General features: G+C 70.9%; 19 protein-coding genes. 13 read left to right on the top strand and 6 right to left on the bottom strand.

Annotated elements, in window-relative coordinates:
- Window positions 1-125: 125 nt before the first annotated feature.
- From B0I31_RS00220 to B0I31_RS00205, 4 genes are read left to right on the top strand one after another with little or no spacing between them, the layout of a single operon-like run.
- Window positions 126-1,088: a branched-chain amino acid ABC transporter permease gene (locus B0I31_RS00220; protein ID WP_106613271.1), complete on the top strand. Its 963-nt coding sequence runs from the start codon at window positions 126-128 to the stop codon at window positions 1,086-1,088.
- Window positions 1,085-2,251, top strand: a complete 1,167-nt coding sequence (locus B0I31_RS00215) for a branched-chain amino acid ABC transporter permease (protein WP_106613270.1) — start codon at window positions 1,085-1,087, stop codon at window positions 2,249-2,251. Before B0I31_RS00220 ends, B0I31_RS00215 begins: the two co-directional genes overlap by 4 nt.
- A 32-nt stretch (window positions 2,252-2,283) precedes the next feature.
- On the top strand, window positions 2,284-3,024 hold the full coding sequence (locus B0I31_RS00210) for an ABC transporter ATP-binding protein (protein WP_106613931.1): 741 nt from the start codon (window positions 2,284-2,286) through the stop codon (window positions 3,022-3,024).
- Entirely contained in the window at window positions 3,014-3,718 is a 705-nt protein-coding gene (locus B0I31_RS00205; RefSeq protein WP_106613269.1) for an ABC transporter ATP-binding protein, read from the top strand. The genes B0I31_RS00210 and B0I31_RS00205 overlap by 11 nt, the downstream gene beginning before the upstream one ends.
- A gap of 56 nt (window positions 3,719-3,774) precedes the next feature.
- On the opposite strand, the gene B0I31_RS00200 is transcribed toward B0I31_RS00205, so the two are convergent.
- Together B0I31_RS00200 and B0I31_RS00195 are read right to left on the bottom strand one after the other, a co-directional pair.
- Complete coding sequence (locus tag B0I31_RS00200; RefSeq protein ID WP_245949556.1) at window positions 3,775-4,329, bottom strand: DUF4352 domain-containing protein; 555 nt, start codon at window positions 4,327-4,329, stop codon at window positions 3,775-3,777.
- Window positions 4,330-4,390: 61 nt separating this feature from the next.
- Window positions 4,391-4,813 (bottom strand): hotdog fold thioesterase, encoded by a 423-nt coding sequence (locus B0I31_RS00195; RefSeq protein ID WP_106613268.1) that lies wholly within the window; start codon window positions 4,811-4,813, stop codon window positions 4,391-4,393.
- Between the two features lie 51 nt (window positions 4,814-4,864).
- On the opposite strand from B0I31_RS00195, the gene polA reads away from it, so the two are divergent.
- Both polA and B0I31_RS00185 read left to right on the top strand, forming a co-directional pair.
- Window positions 4,865-7,540 (top strand): DNA polymerase I, encoded by a 2,676-nt coding sequence (gene polA, locus B0I31_RS00190; RefSeq protein WP_181319916.1) that lies wholly within the window; start codon window positions 4,865-4,867, stop codon window positions 7,538-7,540.
- Window positions 7,541-7,637: 97 nt separating this feature from the next.
- On the top strand, window positions 7,638-8,087 hold the full coding sequence (locus B0I31_RS00185) for a hypothetical protein (protein ID WP_146173695.1): 450 nt from the start codon (window positions 7,638-7,640) through the stop codon (window positions 8,085-8,087).
- Between the two features lie 144 nt (window positions 8,088-8,231).
- On the opposite strand, the gene B0I31_RS00180 is transcribed toward B0I31_RS00185, so the two are convergent.
- Window positions 8,232-8,687: a winged helix-turn-helix transcriptional regulator gene (locus B0I31_RS00180; RefSeq protein ID WP_106613266.1), complete on the bottom strand. Its 456-nt coding sequence runs from the start codon at window positions 8,685-8,687 to the stop codon at window positions 8,232-8,234.
- 77 nt (window positions 8,688-8,764) lie between these two features.
- Between B0I31_RS00180 and B0I31_RS00175 the strand changes: the two genes are divergently transcribed.
- The 7 genes from B0I31_RS00175 (at window position 8,765) to B0I31_RS00145 (ending at window position 15,012) form a co-directional block, all read left to right on the top strand.
- Window positions 8,765-9,268, top strand: a complete 504-nt coding sequence (locus B0I31_RS00175; protein WP_106613265.1) for a GNAT family N-acetyltransferase — start codon at window positions 8,765-8,767, stop codon at window positions 9,266-9,268.
- 14 nt (window positions 9,269-9,282) lie between these two features.
- Window positions 9,283-10,584, top strand: a complete 1,302-nt coding sequence (locus tag B0I31_RS00170; RefSeq protein ID WP_245949555.1) for an alpha/beta hydrolase — start codon at window positions 9,283-9,285, stop codon at window positions 10,582-10,584.
- Between the two features lie 68 nt (window positions 10,585-10,652).
- Window positions 10,653-11,945, top strand: coding sequence for a Gfo/Idh/MocA family protein (locus B0I31_RS00165; RefSeq protein WP_106613263.1), 1,293 nt, complete (start codon window positions 10,653-10,655; stop codon window positions 11,943-11,945).
- 9 nt (window positions 11,946-11,954) lie between these two features.
- Window positions 11,955-12,551, top strand: a complete 597-nt coding sequence (locus B0I31_RS00160) for a P-loop NTPase family protein (protein WP_245949554.1) — start codon at window positions 11,955-11,957, stop codon at window positions 12,549-12,551.
- Complete coding sequence (locus B0I31_RS00155; RefSeq protein WP_106613262.1) at window positions 12,548-13,141, top strand: Rossmann-fold NAD(P)-binding domain-containing protein; 594 nt, start codon at window positions 12,548-12,550, stop codon at window positions 13,139-13,141. The genes B0I31_RS00160 and B0I31_RS00155 overlap by 4 nt, the downstream gene beginning before the upstream one ends.
- A gap of 85 nt (window positions 13,142-13,226) precedes the next feature.
- Window positions 13,227-14,207: a P-loop NTPase fold protein gene (locus B0I31_RS00150; protein WP_106613261.1), complete on the top strand. Its 981-nt coding sequence runs from the start codon at window positions 13,227-13,229 to the stop codon at window positions 14,205-14,207.
- Between the two features lie 7 nt (window positions 14,208-14,214).
- Window positions 14,215-15,012 (top strand): hypothetical protein, encoded by a 798-nt coding sequence (locus B0I31_RS00145; protein WP_106613260.1) that lies wholly within the window; start codon window positions 14,215-14,217, stop codon window positions 15,010-15,012.
- Between the two features lie 4 nt (window positions 15,013-15,016).
- On the opposite strand, the gene B0I31_RS00140 is transcribed toward B0I31_RS00145, so the two are convergent.
- Genes B0I31_RS00140 through B0I31_RS00130 form a run of 3 tightly spaced genes read right to left on the bottom strand, consistent with a single transcriptional unit; the run spans window position 15,017 to window position 18,110 of the window.
- A complete protein-coding gene (locus B0I31_RS00140; protein WP_245949553.1) occupies window positions 15,017-15,604 on the bottom strand; it encodes a TetR/AcrR family transcriptional regulator in 588 nt (195 codons plus the stop codon).
- The gene (locus B0I31_RS00135; RefSeq protein ID WP_106613258.1) at window positions 15,601-17,496 is read right to left on the bottom strand and encodes a YhgE/Pip domain-containing protein; all 1,896 of its coding nucleotides are present in this window, start codon (window positions 17,494-17,496) and stop codon (window positions 15,601-15,603) included. The genes B0I31_RS00140 and B0I31_RS00135 overlap by 4 nt, the downstream gene beginning before the upstream one ends.
- Window positions 17,493-18,110 carry a P-loop NTPase family protein gene (locus tag B0I31_RS00130; protein WP_106613257.1) on the bottom strand — a complete coding sequence of 206 codons (618 nt, stop codon included), beginning with the start codon at window positions 18,108-18,110 and terminating at the stop codon, window positions 17,493-17,495. The genes B0I31_RS00135 and B0I31_RS00130 overlap by 4 nt, the downstream gene beginning before the upstream one ends.
- Window positions 18,111-18,167 lie beyond the last annotated feature (57 nt).

The raw sequence follows: 18,167 nt of genomic DNA, 5'->3' as shown, positions 1-18,167 counted from the left end.
CCGGGACGGATCAGGTAGCAAGCTAGGCGCGCTGGGGAGCGGGAGTGTCGTGGGAACGACAGCTCCCGCTCCCCACCACTATGGCGAAGTTTCTCTCCCCGCCCGTCTCGTGAGGCAAACCTGTCATGCTTGATGATTTCCTCAACCAGTTCCTGCCCAGCACGGTGGGCGGACTGGTGTTCGGCTCCATCTACGCGCTCGTCGCCCTCGGCTACACGATGGTCTACGGCGTGCTGCGTCTGATCAACTTCGCGCACTCCGAGATCTTCATGATCGGCACCTTCACGTCGCTCGTGGTGATCACGGCGATCGCGCCCGCGTCGCCGCTGACCGGGATCGCCCTGTTCGGCGTGATGCTGTTGATCATCGTGGCGTCCGCGGCGATCTCCGGCGGCGCCGCGATGCTGCTGGAGCTCGTGGCCTACCGGCCGCTGCGCAGAAAAGGTGCCACCCGGCTCACCGCGCTGATCTCCGCGATCGGCGCCTCGCTCTTCCTGCAAGAGCTGTTCGCACTGGTCATCATCCCCTGGTTGACCGGCAAGCCCGGGCGCAACCAGCAGTCCGCGGCGCGCATCGTCGACCGCGACACGGTGTTCACCATCGGCAACGCGGCCGTCCGCACCGACCACATCATCGTCGTGGTCGCCGCGGTCATCATGATGATCGCGCTGGACCGCCTGGTGAACAAGACCAAGATCGGCCGCGGCATCCGCGCCACCGCCCAGGACCCCGAGGCCGCCGTGCTGATGGGCGTCAGCATCGACAACATCGTGCGGGTCACGTTCCTGCTCGGCGGCGCGATGGCGGGCGTGGCCGGCGCGCTGTACCTGATGGAGTTCGAGAACACCGTTTTCAACGTCGGTTTCGTGCTCGGCATCAAGGCGTTCACCGCGGCGGTGCTCGGCGGTATCGGCAATCTCCGCGGCGCCCTGCTCGGCGGTATCGTGCTCGGCCTCATCGAGAACTGGGGCGCGATCTTCCTGGGTTCGGAGTGGAAGGACGTGATCGCGTTCACCGTGCTGGTGGTCGTGCTGATGTTCCGACCGACCGGCATCCTCGGCGAATCCCTGCAGAAGGCCCGCGCATGAAAGGCAACGGAGTGACTGGCAACGCGAATCCGTTGAGGCGCGTGGGCGCCCTGTTCGACGGCGCCCGCGACTGGTGGGAACACGCCAAGGTGTGGCAGCGGTACCTGGTGTACCTCGGCGCGATCGTGTTCGCGCTGATCCTGCCCGCGCCGGTGATCGGCGAGTTCATGTCGCCCGGCTCGGACTGGACCACGGTCCTGATCTACCCGATCGGCACCTACATCCTGCTGGCCATCGGCCTGAACGTGGTGGTCGGCCAGGCGGGCCTGCTCGACCTCGGCTTCGTCGCGTTCTTCGCCATCGGCGGCTACTCGGTGGCCTACTTCGGCACCCAGTACGGCTGGAACTACTGGGCGACCGTGGTGTTCGGCATCCTGCTGGCCGCCGTGTCCGGGGTCATCCTCGGCGCGCCGACGCTGCGGCTGCGCGGCGACTACCTGGCGATCGTGACGCTCGGCTTCGGTGAGATCGTCCGCATCACCGCGAACAACACCGACGAGATCGGCGGCGCCCGCGGTATCACCAACGTGCCGCACCCGACCGACATGCCGTCGATCGGCGTGGAGTTCGGCGTGCTGCCCGCGCCGTACTACTACCTGATGCTGATCGCCATCGTGCTGGTCATCATCTTCTCGGTGCGGCTGCAGAAGAGCCGGGTCGGCCGCGCGTGGGCCGCGATCCGCGAGGACGAGGACGCGGCCGAGCTGATGGGCGTGCCGACGTTCAAGTTCAAGCTGCTCGCGTTCGCCATCGGCGCCATGATCGGCGGCCTGGCGGGCGGCATCTACGCGGGCAAGGCAGTGTTCATCGAGCCGAACACGTTCCCGTTCATCCTGTCCGCGACCATCCTCGCCGCGGTCGTGCTCGGTGGCTCGGGCAACCTGCCCGGCGTCATGCTGGGCGCGTTCGTCATCGCCTGGCTGCCCGAGCGGTTCCGCGAGGTCGACTGGCTGAAGGACGCGCTGGGCAAGGACCCGGCCGAGTACCGCATCCTGCTGTTCGGCGGCGTGCTGGTGCTGATGATGGCGCTGCGGCCGGAGGGCCTGCTGCCCTCACGCAGGCGCAAGGCCGAACTGCACGAGGGCACCGGCGGCATGGGCACCATGGGCGCCGAGGTCGCGGGCCCGGACACCGATGTCTCGACGACGGAGGCGGCCAAGTGAGCACTCCCGCCCTTCAGCTGGACAACGTGACCATGCGCTTCGGCGGCGTGGTCGCCCTGCGCGAGGCGAAGCTCAGCATCGCCGAAGGCGAGATCTTCGCCCTGATCGGCCCCAACGGCGCGGGCAAGACCACGGTGTTCAACGTGGTCACCGGCGTCTACCAGCCCACCGAGGGCCAGGTGCTGTTCAACGGCGAGCGGATCAACGGCACCAAGCGGTTCAAGATCACCAAGCAGGGCATCGCCCGCACGTTCCAGAACATCCGGCTGTTCCACAACATGTCGGCGCTGGAGAACGTGATGGTGGGCGCGGACGCGCACCACAAGACCGGTGCGATCGGCGCCACGCTGAACCTGCCCTGGCACCGTAAGGAGGAGAAGCGCGGCCGCGAGCTGGCCCGGGAGCTGCTCGACTTCGTCGGCATCCCCGGCCGGATGAGCGAGACCGCGAAGAACCTGCCCTACGGCGACCAGCGGCGGCTGGAGATCGCTCGCGCGCTGGCCACGGACCCGAAGCTGCTGCTGCTCGACGAGCCCGCGGCCGGCATGAACCCGGCCGAGAAGGAATCGCTGCAGGCGCTGATCCGCAAGATCCGCGACAGCGGTCGGACCGTGCTGCTGATCGAGCACGACATGAGCCTGGTCATGGGCGTCAGCGACCGCGTGGCGGTGCTGGACTTCGGCCAGCTGATCGCAGAAGGGCTCCCGCAAGAGGTGCAGAGCAACCCGAAGGTCATCGAGGCGTACCTGGGGGTGTCCGAAGATGCTTCTTGAGATCAAGGACATCCACGTCCACTACGGCAAGATCGCCGCGATCAAGGGCATCAGCCTGCAGGTCGAGGACGGTGAGATCGTCTCGCTCATCGGCGCCAACGGCGCGGGCAAGACGACCACGCTGAAGACCATCTCCGGGCTGCGCCCGCTGACCAGCGGCCAGGTGCTGTTCAACGGCGCGGACATCTCCAAGATGCCCGGCCACAAGCGGGTCATCGCGGGCATCGGCCAGTCACCGGAAGGCCGTGGCGTGTTCCCCGGCATGACGGTGCAGGAGAACCTGCTGATGGGCGCCTACACCCGCAAGGACGCGCTCGACGCCGACCTGGCCGAGGTCTACGAGCTGTTCCCGCGGCTGGCGGAGCGCAAGAACCAGTTCGGCGGCACGATGTCCGGCGGCGAGCAGCAGATGATCGCCATCGGCCGGGCGTTGATGACCAAGCCGAAGGTGCTCCTGCTGGACGAGCCGTCGATGGGCCTCGCGCCCATGCTCATCGCGCAGATCTTCGAGATCATCAAGGAGATCAACAAGCGCGGTACCACCGTGCTGCTGGTCGAGCAGAACGCGCAGCAGGCGCTGAAGCTCTCCCACCGCGCGTACGTGCTGGAAACCGGCCGGGTCGTGAAGAGCGCACCCGGACCGGAGCTGCTGGACGACCCCCAGGTGCGCGCGGCGTACCTCGGCGGTCACTGAGAGTGCCGGAGTCCCGCCGGTCCGGCTGTGGCCGGCCCGGCGGGATCCGGTCTCGGCTACGGCTGGGCGAGCGGGATCTCGGTGCTCGACTCGTCCTTCAGATCGGTCAGCGTCGGACCGCCGTACACGCGCAGCGCGAGCGGTTTCGCGTCCTCGGGCAGGTCGTAGTAGACGTCGTACTCCAGGCGCACGTTCGCGCCGAGGTCGATCGTCTCCGGCTGCCGCTTGATGGTCATGGCCTGCGCGTCCACCTGGTGCTCGACCTCGCGGTCGTCGATCAGCACGTGCCTGCGCGCGTCGAACGACACGCTGCTGCGGCCGTTGTTGATCACGCTCATCCGGATCCGGACGAACTGGCCCTTGGCGTGGAACTCGGCGTGGCTGCCGATCAGCGTCGGCACCTCGGTGGTCAGCCCGACCAGCGTGAACGCCGTGTCGCCGTCCGCGGTGGTGGGTATCTTGAGCGGCTTCTCGTCCGGCCGCACGGTCTGGGCGGGCACCGGGTACGTCGGCGCCGACGACGCCGAGGTCTCCGGCCCGGCCACGACCGGGGTGTCACCGCACCCTGCCGCGACCAGCACCACGGCCATCACCGCCACCACGCGCCGCACGCCCACCTCCGACTCACCGGGTCACCTTGAATTGCACACCTCGGCGGACCGAACCGCACCTTCACACTTTCGGGGCATCCTTGAGGAAGCACGTCAGCCGGGCCGTGCAGGCGCGCCTGCCCTGCTCGTCGGTGATGACGATCTCGTAGGTGGCGGTGCTGCGGCCCCGGTGGATCGGCGTGCACACCCCCGTGACGACGCCCTCGGTGACACCCCGGTGGTGCGTGCACGACAGCTCCAGGCCGACCGCCAGCCGGTCCGGCGCCGCGTGCATGGCCGCCGCGACCGAGCCCAGGGTCTCCGCCAGCGCCGCGTTCGCCCCGCCGTGCAGCAGCCCGTACGGCTGGCGGTTGCCCTTGACCGGCATCGTCCCGACGAGCCGGTCGGCATCCCATCGGGTGATCTCGATGCCCAGCTTCGAGGTGAGCTGCTCGTGGGCGACGGCCTGGTCGGCGCCGGGGACGTCCTCGGGTGCTGGCGTCACGGTTGCTCCAGTCGGTGCGGAACTGTCGGACCCCCACCCTAGACTCGGCGCGTGAGCACTTCAGAAGCCTCCCGCCTGCTGCTGGTCGACGGTCACTCCATGGCCTACCGCGCCTTCTTCGCGCTGCCCAAGGAGAACTTCCAGACGGGCACGGGCCAGACCACCAACGCGGTCTACGGCTTCACGTCGATGCTCATCAACCTCCTGCGGGACGAGAAGCCGACGCACGTCGCGGTGGCGTTCGACGTCTCGCGCAAGACGTTCCGCACCGAGGCCTACGCGGAGTACAAGGCCGGTCGCAGCGAGACGCCGGACGAGTTCCGCGGCCAGGTGAGCCTGATCGAGGACGTGCTCGGGACGCTGAACATCCCGGTGCTGTCCAAGGCCAACTACGAGGCCGACGACCTGATCGCCACGCTCACCACGCAGGCCACGGCGCTGGGCTACGAGGTGCTCATCTGCACCGGCGACCGCGACGCGTTGCAGCTGGTCACCGACAAGGTGACGGTGCTGTACCCGGTCAAGGGCGTGTCCGAGCTGGCCCGCTACACCCCCGAGCTGGTGCTGGAGAAGCAGGGCGTGCCGCCCGAGCTGTACGCCGACTACGCGGCGGTGCGCGGCGACTCGTCGGACAACCTGCCGAACACCCCCGGCGTCGGTCCCAAGACGATCGTGAAGCTGCTCACCCAGTTCGGCTCGCTGAACGGCCTGATCGACCACATCGACGAGGTGCCGGGCAAGGTGGGCGACGCGCTGCGCGCGAACCTGGCCAACATCATGTTGAACCGGCAGCTCACCGAGCTGGTGCGGGACGTGGAGCTGCCCGTCGGCCCGGTCGAGCTGGAGGCCAGGCCGTGGGACCGCGACGCGGTGCACCGGCTGTTCGACGAGCTGGAGTTCCGGGTGCTGCGGGACCGGCTGTTCTCCACCCTGTCCACCGCCGAGCCGGAGGCAGAGGAGGGCTTCACGGTCAGCGGCGGTGAGGTGCCCGCCGGCAGGCTGGCGGCGTGGCTCGAAGCGCACGCGTGCTCCGGCCGGGTCGGCATCGCGTTCCGCTCCGCCGGTGGCGAGCTGGAGGGCCTGGCGCTGGCCGCGGTCGGCGGCGAGGGCGGGTACGTCGAGGTCGGCTCGCTGACCGAGGCCGACGAGAACGCGCTGGCCGCGTGGCTGGCCGACGAGTCGATGGCCAAGGCGGCGCACGACCTGAAGCTGCCGCTGCGGCAGCTGCGGGCGCGCGGCTGGAAGCTGCGCGGGGTGAGCAGCGACACCGCGCTGGCCGCCTACCTGGTGCGGCCGGGCCAGCGGTCGTTCGCGCTGGACGACCTGGCGCTGCGCTACCTCAAGCGCGAGCTGCGCGCCGAGGAGCCCGACGACGGCCAGCTGTCGCTGCTGGCCGACGAGTCCGAGGAGCGGCAGAAGACCGCGCAGGCGGCGATCGTGCGGGCGTTCGCGGTGGCGGAGCTGGCCGACGCGCTGGACGCGGAGCTGGTCGCCACCGGCCAGGAGTCGCTGCTGGCCGAGCTGGAGCTGCCGCTGATGATGGTGCTGGACGAGGTGGAGGCGGTCGGCATCGCGATCGACGCCGAGCACCTGGCGGCGCTGGAGGCGCACTTCGCGGCGGGCGTGAAGCAGGCCGCTCAGGACGCGTACTCGGTGATCGGCAAGGAGATCAACCTCGGGTCGCCCAAGCAGTTGCAGACCGTGCTGTTCGACGAGCTGCAGATGCCGAAGACGAAGAAGACCAAGACCGGGTACACCACGGACGCGGACGCGCTGCAGAACCTGTTCGAGTCGACCCAGCACCCGTTCCTCCAGCACCTGCTCGCGCACCGGGACGTGACCAGGTTGAAGTCGACCGTGGACGGGCTGCTCAAGTCGGTGGCCGACGACGGCCGCATCCACACCACGTTCCACCAGACGATCGCGGCGACCGGGCGGCTGTCGTCCACCGACCCGAACCTGCAGAACATCCCGATCCGGACGGACGAGGGCAGGCGCATCCGCGAGGCGTTCGTGGTCGGGCCGGGCTACGCCGAGCTGATGACCGCGGACTACAGCCAGATCGAGATGCGGATCATGGCGCACCTGTCCGAGGACGAGGGCCTGATCGAGGCGTTCCGCAGCGGGGAGGACCTGCACACGTTCGTCGCGTCGCGGGCGTTCTCGGTGCCGACGTCGGAGGTCACCGCCGAGCAGCGCCGCCGGGTGAAGGCCATGTCGTACGGGCTGGCGTACGGGCTGTCGGAGTACGGGCTGGCGCAGCAGTTGCGGATCTCGGCGGCCGAGGCGCGGGAGCAGAAGGAGGCGTACTTCGCCCGGTTCGGCGGGGTGCGCGACTACCTGCACGCCGTGGTCGAGGACGCGCGGAAGAAGGGCTACACCGAGACCATCCTCGGCCGGCGCCGCTACCTGCCCGACCTGACCAGCGACAACCGGCAGCGCCGGGAGATGGCCGAGCGGATGGCGTTGAACGCGCCGATCCAGGGCAGCGCGGCGGACATCATCAAGGTGGCGATGCTCGGCGTGTTCCGGGCGCTGGAGGAGTCGGGGCTGCGGTCGCGGATGCTGCTGCAGGTGCACGACGAACTGGTGCTGGAGATCGCCGAGGGCGAGCGCGAGCAGGTCGAGGCGCTGGTCCGCGCGCAGATGGGCGGCGCGTACGAGTTGTCGGTGGCGATGGAGGTCTCGGTGGGTGTCGGCCGATCCTGGGACGCTGCTGCCCACTGACCGGTTTCGCCTGGTCACGCAGGGTGGGTGCTACGGACACCCGTACTTCGCCCGGCAGGTCGCCCGCTCATCATTCGTGGTGACGAAGGGGGTGGCCATGGCCGACAGGTCGGTGTTCGGGGGCGGTGCGCCGTGGTCGAGGCTGTTCATCCCGGTCGGGGTGTTCCTCGCGGTTTTCGGGGTGTTGAACTTCGCCGAGCTGCCGTTGGGGTGGAAGGACCGGCAGCAGCAGGTCGGGCGGTACCTCGATGCCACCTTGGAGCTGGGGCCGGACTGGGTGTTGCCGGTGATCTGGTTCGCCAAGCTGGTCGAGCTGGCGCTGGGGTTGCTCGCGGTGGCGGCCTTGGTGCGGCGCAGTACACGGTGGCTGGCGGCGGCGGTGGTGGGGTGGCTCGGGTGGTTCACGGCTTTCACGGTCATGGACGTGTGGGCGGCTGACCGGGTTGAGCTGCAGGAGCACACGGTCTACTTCGCCATGTTCGCGGTGCTGCTCGGGTTGATCTTCGTGGTCTCGGTGGTGGAGCGGGTGCTCGCCTCGCGCCCGTGAGTCGTACGTTCAGGGCGCGAGAGTCGTACGTTCAGGGTGCGAGAGTCCAACGCTCGAAGTATGTGAATTCAACGCTCAGGGTCGGTTGCGCGGGTCCGGCCGGCTGCGGGGTCCGTTGTGGGTGAGTGGGTGGGGTGGCTCGGGTTAGGGATGTGAGTCGCGCAGTGGTGTGACGCGGACGTCCCTTGCGCTCAGCTCGGTGCCGCAGGTCTCGCAGGAGACGTGGACGCCTACGTCGCCGCCGCACGTGCGGTGGTGGAGGTCGAAGGACGGGCCCTCGGCGGGGGACATCCAGCGGTCGCCCCACTTCCGCAGGGCCATCAGGACGGGGTAGAGGTCGAGGCCCTTTTCGGTCAGGCGGTATTCGTACCTGGTCCGGACGTCCTTGTAGGCCTCGCGGCGCAGGATGCCCTCCTCGACCAGGGTGCCCAGTCGTTCGGTCAGCACGCTGCGCGAGATGTCCATGGACGTCTGGAAGTCCTCGAACCGCCGCGTGCCCAGGAACGCCTGCCGCAGCAGCAGCAACGTCCACCGCTCACCCAGCAGGGCGGCGGGCAACGACACGGTGCACAGCTCGTCGGCAACCTTCACGTGGGCCATGTCCGCCGACGATACTCCTTGCGTTCGGAAAACGGATCCAGCTAGGGTTCGGAATCCGAACCCAAGGGGCGTCCGTCATGAGAGTCCGCGAACTGCACGCCGCCGAGGCGGGCCACGCCGTCGACACCGTCTTCGACGGCCTGTCACCGCGGAGCCGCTACCTGCGCTTCCACGCCCCGGTGCCGCGGCTCACCGCGTCCATGCGCCGCCGGCTGACCGATCTCGACGGCTACCGCAAGGCCGCCGTGGTCGCCGAGTGCCGCGGCACGCCGATCGGCATCGCCCGCCTGATCGCGACGGGTGACGACACCGCGGAGATCGCCCTGGCCGTGGTGGACCCGTGGCAGCGCAAGGGCGTCGGCACCGAGTTGATCGCCGCCCTGGTCCGGCTCGGCACCGACCTGCGCTACGCCGAGCTGCACGGCGACGTGCTGGGCGAGAACGAGGCGATGTTGGGCCTGGTCGCCCGCGCGTTCCTGGGTGCGCGCCTGACCCGCGAGGACGACGACGTGATCCGGGTCAGCTATCCGTTGAACTACCAGTTGACCCACGAAGAACTGGTGGCCGACCTGCGGTGGTGAGCACAATGGGCGCCATGCGACGGATCTTCGGGTTGGCGCTCGTCCTGGTCCTGCTGGCACCACCGGCCGCGGCGTCGACGCCGCCCGGTGGTCAGCCGCTGCCCGGCTACACGATCAACAACCCGCCGTTGCCGCCGGCGCTGGTCGGTGGCGAGCCGTCGCGGGTGCTGCAAGGCGTGCACGAACACGCCGCGTACACCATCGAGGTCCCGCCGCGCTGGAACGGCCGACTGGCCATGTGGGCGCACGGCTTCCGCGGCGCGAGCACCGTGCTGACCGTCGACCCGCCCGGCTACGGGCTGCGCCAGAAGCTGCTCGACCAGGGCTTCGCGTGGGCGGCGTCCAGCTACTACGGCAACGGCTACGACGTGAAGGCCGGTGTGCTGGGCACGCACGGGCTGGCCAAGCACTTCCACAAGCTGGTCGGCAAGCCCCGCGACATCCTCATCGCCGGTGTCTCCATGGGCGGTCACGTCATCGGCCGGTCGCTGGAGCAGTTCCCCGGCTTCTACCGGGGCGCGCTGCCGTTGTGCGGGGTGCTCGGCGACCAGGAGCTGTTCGACTTCTTCCTCGACTTCAACCTCACCGCGCAGGCCCTCAGCGGCATCCGCGCGTGGCCCGCGCCGGACGACTACCTGACCTCGGTCGTGCCGCGGATCCAGGCCGAGCTGGGGCTGACCGGCACGCCGAACGAGCGGGGCGCGCAGTTCGCCGCGATCGTCACCAACCGCAGCGGCGGCCCGCGTCCCGGTGCGGCGCCGGCGGTCGCGTTCTGGAAGGACTTCCTGTTCGGCCTGGCCGCGCCGTCGGCCGGTGACGGTCTGGCGGCCGACCCGGGTCAGGTCGCCACCAACGCCCTGACCCGGTACGCGCCGAACGCGCCGGTCGACGTCAACCGCGAGGTGCAGCGCGTGCTGCCGGAGAACGTGAAGGCCCGCGTCACGCCGAAGCTGACCGAGGTGGCCCGCATCGACGGCCGCCCGACCGCGCCGGTGCTGTCGCTGCACGACCTGGGCGACCTGTTCGTGCCGTTCTCGATGGAACAGGTCTACGAGCGCGAGGTCGAGCGCAACGGCCGCGGGCACCTGCTCGCGCAGCGGGCGATCCGCGCGGTCAACCACTGCGAGTTCAGCCCGAACGAGGTCGGCACCGCCTGGGACGACCTGCTGACCTGGGTGGACACCGGTCGCAAGCCCGCCGCGGACGTGGTGGACGACCCTGTCGTGGTCGCGGCGCCGGACTACGGCTGCAAGTTCAGCGACCCCGCCGCCTACACCGCGCCCAACACCACCCGCCGCCTGTTCGCGCCCTGCTGACGGCGGCGGCCCGGTGGCCCGGCCCTGGCTGTTAGCGTGGTGGAAAACGCTTTCCAGGGAGGCGAGGCATGGCACGCAGGCGCTACGCGGTCGTCGGCACCGGCGCACGGGCCGAGTTGCACGTCGACGCGATCGTCCGGCACTCCGACCAGGGCGAGCTGGTCGCGTTCTGCGACGTCAACCCCACCCGCATGGCGGTGCACAACGAACGCCTCGACCGGCCGGTGCCGACCTACGCCGCCGAGGACTTCCTGCGGATGATCGAGCGCGAGCGGGTCGACGTGGTCGTGGTCTGCACGGTCGACCGCCACCACGACACCTACATCGTGGAGGCGCTGGACGCGGGCTGCGACGTCGTCACCGAGAAGCCGATGACGGTCGACCCGGCCGGTGTCGGCAAGGTCTTCGACGCCGTCGACCGCACCGGCGGCCGGGTCACCGTCACGTTCAACTACCGGTACAACCCGGTGCACGAGAAGGTCCGCGAGCTGCTGACCGGCGGCGCGGTCGGCGAGATCGGCTCGGTGCACTTCGAGTGGCTGCTCGACGTGCGCCACGGCGCCGACTACTTCCGCCGCTGGCACCGCGACAAGGCGAACTCCGGCGGCCTGATGGTGCACAAGGCCACCCACCACTTCGACCTGCTCAACTGGTGGGTCGACTCGGTGCCGGACGTCGTGTACGCGCACGGGCGGCTGTTCTTCTACGGCGACGAGAACGGCAAGCGCCACGGCAACCACCGGCCCTACGACCGGGTGCACGGCTCGCCGGAGGCCCAGGGTGACCCGTTCGCGCTGCACGTCGAGCGGAACGACTGGCTGCGCCGGCTCTACCTCGACGCCGAGCACGAGGACGGCTACCACCGCGACCGGAACCCGTTCGCGCCCGGGGTGTCCATTGAGGACGACATGTCGGTGCTGGTGCGCTACGCCAACGGCGCCAACTTGACCTACCACCTCACGGCCTACTCGCCGTGGGAGGGCTACCGGCTGATGGTCAACGGCAGCCGCGGCAGGCTGGAGCTGGAAGTGGTGGAGAACAGCTGGGTCAGCGGCCAGCAGCCCGCGGTGCACGGCAAGGAGGCCAACCCCGAGGAGGGGCACGTGCGGCTGACCGTGCAGCCGCTGTTCGGGCGGGCCGACGAGATCCCGCTGGAGGCCGGTGGCGCCGGGCACGGCGGCGCGGACGCGCGGATGACCGACGTGCTGTACGGCGAACCGGGCCAACCGGACCCGCTCGGTCGCCGCGCCACGCACCGCGACGGCGCGCTGTCGCTGGTCACGGGGTTCGCCGCGAACCGGAGCCTCGAGACGGGAGAACCCGTGCGCGTGGCGGAGTTGCCGGGCGCCGGTTGGCGGTAGCCTGGCTCGGTGCCGCTCCTGGGACCAGCCGACGAGTTGCCGCACCCGCCGCGCCGGGTGCTCGTGACCGGCACGTCCGGCTCCGGGAAATCGACCCTCGCCAGTCTCGTCGCCCGCACCCTCCGGCTGTCCTATGTGGAGATGGACTCGCTGTTCCACGGTCCACAGTGGACGCCCAGGCCGGAGTTCGAGGACGACGTGCGCCGGTTCGTCAAGGGCGACGCGTGGGCCACCGAGTGGCAGTACCGCCTGGCGCGGCCGGTGCTGCTGGAGCACGCCGACACGCTGGTCTGGCTGGACCACCCGCGGCACGTGGTGATGAGGCGGGTGACGGTGCGGACGGCGGTGCGCCGGCTGCGCCGCCAGGAGCTGTGGAACGGCAACGTCGAACCGCCCCTGCGCACGGTGTTCACCGATCCGGAGCACCTGTTGCGGTGGGCGTGGAAGTCGCACACCCGCACCGGCGAACGGGTCCGCGAGGTGCTCCGGGGCGAGCACGCGGACCGGCTCGCGGTGGTGCGGCTGCGCGGGCAGCGTGAGGTCGACCAATGGCGGTCAGGCCCGTTGCGGCGGGCCGCGGAACGCGGCGAGGAGTCAGTGCGATGAGCGAGCGGACGGCGTTGGTGCTGGGCGGTACCGGGATGCTGAAGGGGTGCGCGGACGAGCTGCTGGCGCAGGGGTGGCAGGTGGTGCTGCCCAGCAGGCGGCCGGACGGCGTGCTGGGCCGTGCGGCGAAGGCCGCCCTGCGCGGTCGCGACCACGTGCCGCACGTGACCGAGGGACAGGGGTCGCGGGTCGCGGTGGCGGCGGACTGGGCCAGACCCGCCGAGCTGGTCGACCGGGTCCGCGAGGTGCTGGAACGGCCCGCCGACCTGCTGGTGGCCTGGGTGCACGCCAGCTACCGGGACGCCGTGCTGCGGGCCGTCGCACCCCTGCTCGCGCCGCACGCGCCGGTGGTCGAGGTGCACGACAGCGGCTCCATCAACGCAGTGGAAGGCGTGCCCGACCCGGCGCTGGACGGCCACCCGGCGCAGCAGGTGGTGCTCGGCTTCGCCCGGCACGGCGGCAGCACCCGCTGGCTCAGCCACGAGGAAGCCTCGGTCGGCGTCCTGGAAGCCGTCCACCGCGCCCTCGACGGCCGCCCGCCCTCGGTGCACCAGGTCGGCGAGATCGACACCTGGGTGATGCGGCACTGAGCCGCCGACACCCCGCTCGGTGCGGGCTCACCGTGTGCGTTCGGTGCGATACTCACCGTGCCGGAACGCTCACGCGGAGGTGCCCATGGAGCCGGTGACCTCTTCGAGCACCACCCCGGCCAAGCCCGCCCGCCCGCGACCGTCCCCCGCCGACGCGGTCGTCACCGCGATCGAGGAGGTGGTCGTCGGGTGGCCCGACGACGATCCCCCGATCACCGTCGCGGTGACCGGTTGGGACACGGGTGGACGACCCGACATCGCGGGTTCGCTCGCCGAGCGGTTCCCGGCGCGGTCCCACGTCATCTGCTCGTTCGACGCGGTCGACTGGGAAGGGGACGCGCGACCGCCGGGCGCGCTGCTGGCACGTGGCGTCGCGCGAGCCGCCGGCCGGCGCCGGAACCGGCTCCGCAGGGCGTTCCAGCCGATCTCCGTGGAGATGAGCTCACCGAGCACGCGACGGCGGCGCAAGGTCCTCGCCGGTGTGGTGTCGGCGTTCATCGCGGCCGGGGTCGTCGTGCTGCCCGACGTGCGCGCCGCCGTCTTCAGCCTCGCCGGGAAGGGTGGCCCGATCGGTGAACTGGCCTCGCAGGCCGTCCGCTCGCCGGTGGTGGCAGCAGTCCTGCTGGCCCTGGTGTTCTGGGTCGTCCTGGGCCGGGCGTGGACGGCGACGACCGCTGTCGCCCGGTTCGCCGCGAGCGTGCGGGACGAGGCCACGAAGGGCACGTTCGAGGAGGTCCGGGACCAACTCGCCAAGTTGGTCCGGCAAGCGCTGCGCGCCCGCAGGCACGGGCGCAGGTTCGTGGTCGTCGTGCGGAACATCGACAGCTGCGGCGGTGACTTCGTCCTCGAGCTGTGCGAGACGGCGAAGAAGATCGTGCGTGCGCCCGGCGTCGTGCTGGTGTTCCTCGGCGACCTGAGGACGGTGGAGGAGGCCGCGGTCCGCAAGACCGGCCTCCCGGTGGAGTCCGCGCATGCCCGCCGCCTGGGTCGCCGGCACGTGCGCAAGCTGATCCCCAACGTCGTGCCACTCCCGCACGCGACGACCGACGAGGTGTGGGAACGGTGAGGCGGCCATGACGTGGGACATCCTGTTGGCGCTCTCCGGTGAGGTCATCGCGGGCGGCATCGCGAGGGACATCCGGGACTTCCTCGCGCCCCTCGCGGCGGTCATCATCGGCGTCATCGGGCTGAAGTACCTGTTCGGGGATCAGCGCAGCATCGCCGGGTTCGTCGGGTTCCTCTTCCTCGGCGTGGTCGTCTACTCGCTCATCAAGTGGGGCGACGCCATCCTGGGGTCGCTGGGCGGGCTGTTCCGGGGCTGGGTCGAGGATGGCAACGCGCTGCCCCTCTTGGCGGCGATCCTCATCGGGGTCGCGGCTCTGGCGTTCGCCGTCGTGTTCGGGATCGTCCTGGACCGGGCTCCCGATCAGGAGGCAGAGGGCGGGGTGTCGGTGACGCCGGCCGACGAGCCGCCCGCCGAAGCCGGGAGTCCGTCGCGCGACGGCTGCACCCGGGCCGCGTGGGCGGTCCTGCCGGACTGCGCGCCGAAGCACGCCGACCCGGGCGACGTCGGACGGTGGCGCAACCAGATCCGGCTCGCCGTCGTGGTGGCGGTGGAACGCGGTGTCTTCGACGCCGGGTCGCCCGTGACACCGGCCCACCTCGCCAAGTGGGTGGTGCTGCGCGACCTGTGGCCCGACGTCGTCGACCGGCTCTGGACGGACGTGGACCTGTTGCGGGTCCTGGAGGAGTCGCCGCACGCGGTCGACGAGGACGACGAGGCGCTGGTGCGGTTCCTGAGCACCGGACCGCCGTTGCACCCCGTGGTGCGCAACCTGCTGCACATGGTCCCGTCCGTCGACCCCGGCTAGCCGATCAGCCCGGTCGCAGGCCCCGGACCAGCGACAACACCGACTCGCGCACGTCGGCGAGGCTGCGCTCGGGCTGGAACACCTGCCAGTCCAGCGCGATCACCAGCAGGGTGCCGAACAACGCCGCCGACGCCGTGCCGACCTGCACGCCCTCGGGCAGCAGGCCCGCGTCGGACAGCCGCTGCATCTGGCCGCGCACGATGGACACGATGTCGTCGCGCAGCAGGCTCAACGTGTCGTGCCACTGACCGGGCGTGCGCCACAGCTCGGACACCAGCAGCTGCCCGAACGCGGGGTACTCGGCGAAGAACCCGAGCATCCCGTCCACCAGCGACGCCATCGCCGCGGCCGTGTCGTCCTGCTCCTCGGCCGCCTTCAGCCGTGCCGCGAGCAGGTCGACCCCGTGCCGCAGCAGCGCGTCCACCAGCGCGTCCTTGCTGGCGAAGTTGTAGTAGACGGTGCCCTTCGCGACGCCCGCCTCGGCGGCGATCTCGTCCACCGTCACCCCCGCGGCGCCCCGCTCGCCGACGAGCCGCAGCGCGGCGTCGAACAGCTTCTGCTTGGTCGCGGCGGTGCGGCCGGGGCGGGTCACAGCACCAGTTCGGGCTTGAGGCGAGACGGCGTCCACACCCGCTGCTTGTACGCGGCGAGCGTCGTCAAGGCAAGGCTTGCCGCCAGGTAGCCGACGAGGATCAGCGCGTCCCGGCCCACGCCGCCCAGCGAACCGCCGTACATTAGGTGCCGCAGGCCGTCCACGGCGTAGCCCATGGGCAGCCCGTAGTGCAGCGGGTACAGCGGCACCGGGATGGTCTGCCACGGGAACGTCCCACCGGCGCTGACGAGCTGCAGGATCAGCAGCACCAGGCCGATGAACTTGCCGACCGCGCCGAACAGGGCGTTCAACGCGTGCAGCACGGCCACGAACGTCGCCGACACCAGCAGCAGGAACGCCAGCGTGCCGAGCGGGTGCGCCGGTCGGATGTCCACCACCAGCGTCACCGCGGCGTACATCACCACGACCTGCGCCGCGCCCAGCAGCACGCCCGGCAGCCAGCCGCCGACCGCCACCCGCCACGACGGCTGCCCGGCCGCCAGCCCGCGCCGGGACAGCGGCCTGAGCAGCAGGAACAGCACGAACGCCCCGATCCAGGTGGCCAACCCGAGGAAGAACGGCGCCAGGCCCGCGCCGTAGCTGCCCGCCGACGTCTGGCTCACCCCGCGCACGTTCACCGGGTCGCCGATGGTCTGCGCGGTCGACTCGCGGGTCGGGTCGTCGGGGTCGGGGATCTGCGAGACGCCCGCGGCCAGCCCGTCGCGCAACTGGTTCGAGCCGTCCACCAGCTGCGCCTCGCCGTCACGCAGCCGTCCCGCGCCGTCCCGCACCTGCGCCGCACCGGACGAGACCCGCGCGGCGCCGTCGTTCAGCCGGGTGATGGCATCGGTGAGCGCGGGCGTGCTCGCGGCCAGCTGGGCCGCGCCATCGGAGACCTGCTTCGCGCCATCGGCGAGCGTGCGCAGCTGCCCGGCGGTGCCCTGCACCTCGGCGTTGGCGTCGTCCACCGGCTTGCGTGCCTCGCCCAGCGTCGCGAGCACGCGTTGCACCTGCTCTTCGGTGAACCCGAGCGCGCGCAGCCTGGCGGCCACGTAGCCGTTGACCGCGTCCAGCCGCCCGACCAGGTCCTGCGCCTTGGCGGCGTAGTCCTCGGCGGTCCGGGCGACGGTCTCGTTGCCCTCGGCCACCTGCTCGGCCCCGGACGCCAGCTGCTGCGACTTGACCGGCAGGTCCGCGGTCGAGTCGCGGAGCCGCGTGAGGCCGGACGACACCTGCGCCGCGCCGTCCGCCAGCGGCGCGGTGCCCTCGGCGAGCTGCTGCGCACCGGTGTAGGCGTCCTGCTGGCCCGCGGCGAGCTTCGTCGCGCCGTCCGCGGCCTCGGCGGTCTTCTGCCGGATCGTGGAGAAGCCGAGCAGCAGCTTGTCCGCGGCCTCCGCGCCGACCTTCACCGACACCGACCGGCGCACCTCGGCCACCACCTGGTTGGCGATCGTGGAGCCGAGGTAGTTGTTCGCGTCGTTGGTGGTCAGCACGATCACGCCCTGGCGCGGTGTGAAGTCGCCGGACGACAGCAGGGCCTGCGAGAAGTCCTCGGGCAGGGTCAGCGCGAACGTGTAGGTACCGTCGCGCACGCCCTGCTCCGCCTGCGCGGCGTCGACCCGGCGCCAGTCGAACCTGTCGCCGCGCACCAGCTCCTCGGCCACCTCGTGGCCCGCGTCCAGGCGCGTGCCGTCGCTCGCGGTCGCACCCTTGTCCTCCACGACCAGCGCGGCGGGCACCTGGTCGAGGTGCGCGTACGGGTCCTTGTTGGCGTACAGGTACAGCGCCGCGTAGAGCAGCGGCACGAGCGTCAGCGCCAGCACCGCGAGCTTGGGCAGCTTGCCGGAGGTGATCCGGCGCAGCTCGTTGAACGCCATCCGGAGGGCGGTCACTCGGACTCCTCGTTGTCCGCGCCGATGCGCGCGACGGGCACGTCGAGCACGGCGGCGCTGGTCGTGGTGCACAGGACGACGACGGACCGCTCGGGCGTGACGTGCCGGCGCGCCAGCTCCCACCAGCCCTCCGGGTCGCCGTGGTAGCGGTCGGGGCTGTCGACCACGAGCGTCGTCGCGCCGGGACGGCCCGCGGCCAGCTCCAGCATCAGCGCGCACCGGGTGGCGGCGGGCACGTGCTCGAACCGGCGGTCCAGGTGCTCCTCCGCGCCGCGCTCGACCAGCCAGTCGGCCACCGCCTTGCGCCCGCTGCGGGCGCCGTTGACGGCCAGCTCCTCGCCGACCACGCCCGCCAGGGTCAGCGACGCCTCGGGCTCGCTGACGTCGGGGGAGTCGACCAGCACGACGTGCCTGCGCAGCTCGGCGGCCGAGGGGGAGACCTCGCCGGTGCTCGGCCGCATCCGGCCGGACAGCACCAGGCCCAGCGCGGTGTGCCCGGTGCCCGGGTCGCCCGCCACCAGCACCGGCTCGCCCGGCTCCACCAGCAGTGACGTCGGTTTCAGCAGCGGGCCGTGCGGCCCGGTGACGCCGACGCGCCGAGCGTGGATCCGCACCGTGCGACCTCCTATTTGAACTGACCGGTCAGTTCAAATAGTCGTCCGGTCGGAGGT

This window comes from Saccharothrix carnea, from assembly GCF_003014735.1.
Taxonomy (GTDB): domain Bacteria; phylum Actinomycetota; class Actinomycetes; order Mycobacteriales; family Pseudonocardiaceae; genus Actinosynnema; species Actinosynnema carneum.
Note: the sequence above shows the minus strand (reverse complement) of the source record. Positions and strands in the feature narration are given on the sequence as shown.

Coding starts and splice junctions, on each gene's coding strand:
- B0I31_RS00145 (WP_106613260.1), top strand. CDS start 14,215: ATGACGTGGGACATCCTGTTGGCGCTCTCCGGTGAGGTCATCGCGGGC.
- B0I31_RS00150 (WP_106613261.1), top strand. CDS start 13,227: ATGGAGCCGGTGACCTCTTCGAGCACCACCCCGGCCAAGCCCGCCCGC.
- B0I31_RS00215 (WP_106613270.1), top strand. CDS start 1,085: ATGAAAGGCAACGGAGTGACTGGCAACGCGAATCCGTTGAGGCGCGTG.
- B0I31_RS00220 (WP_106613271.1), top strand. CDS start 126: ATGCTTGATGATTTCCTCAACCAGTTCCTGCCCAGCACGGTGGGCGGA.
- B0I31_RS00170 (WP_245949555.1), top strand. CDS start 9,283: ATGCGACGGATCTTCGGGTTGGCGCTCGTCCTGGTCCTGCTGGCACCA.
- B0I31_RS00155 (WP_106613262.1), top strand. CDS start 12,548: ATGAGCGAGCGGACGGCGTTGGTGCTGGGCGGTACCGGGATGCTGAAG.
- B0I31_RS00185 (WP_146173695.1), top strand. CDS start 7,638: ATGGCCGACAGGTCGGTGTTCGGGGGCGGTGCGCCGTGGTCGAGGCTG.
- B0I31_RS00175 (WP_106613265.1), top strand. CDS start 8,765: ATGAGAGTCCGCGAACTGCACGCCGCCGAGGCGGGCCACGCCGTCGAC.
- B0I31_RS00210 (WP_106613931.1), top strand. CDS start 2,284: ATGCGCTTCGGCGGCGTGGTCGCCCTGCGCGAGGCGAAGCTCAGCATC.
- B0I31_RS00165 (WP_106613263.1), top strand. CDS start 10,653: ATGGCACGCAGGCGCTACGCGGTCGTCGGCACCGGCGCACGGGCCGAG.
- B0I31_RS00180 (WP_106613266.1), bottom strand. CDS start 8,687: ATGGCCCACGTGAAGGTTGCCGACGAGCTGTGCACCGTGTCGTTGCCC.
- B0I31_RS00205 (WP_106613269.1), top strand. CDS start 3,014: ATGCTTCTTGAGATCAAGGACATCCACGTCCACTACGGCAAGATCGCC.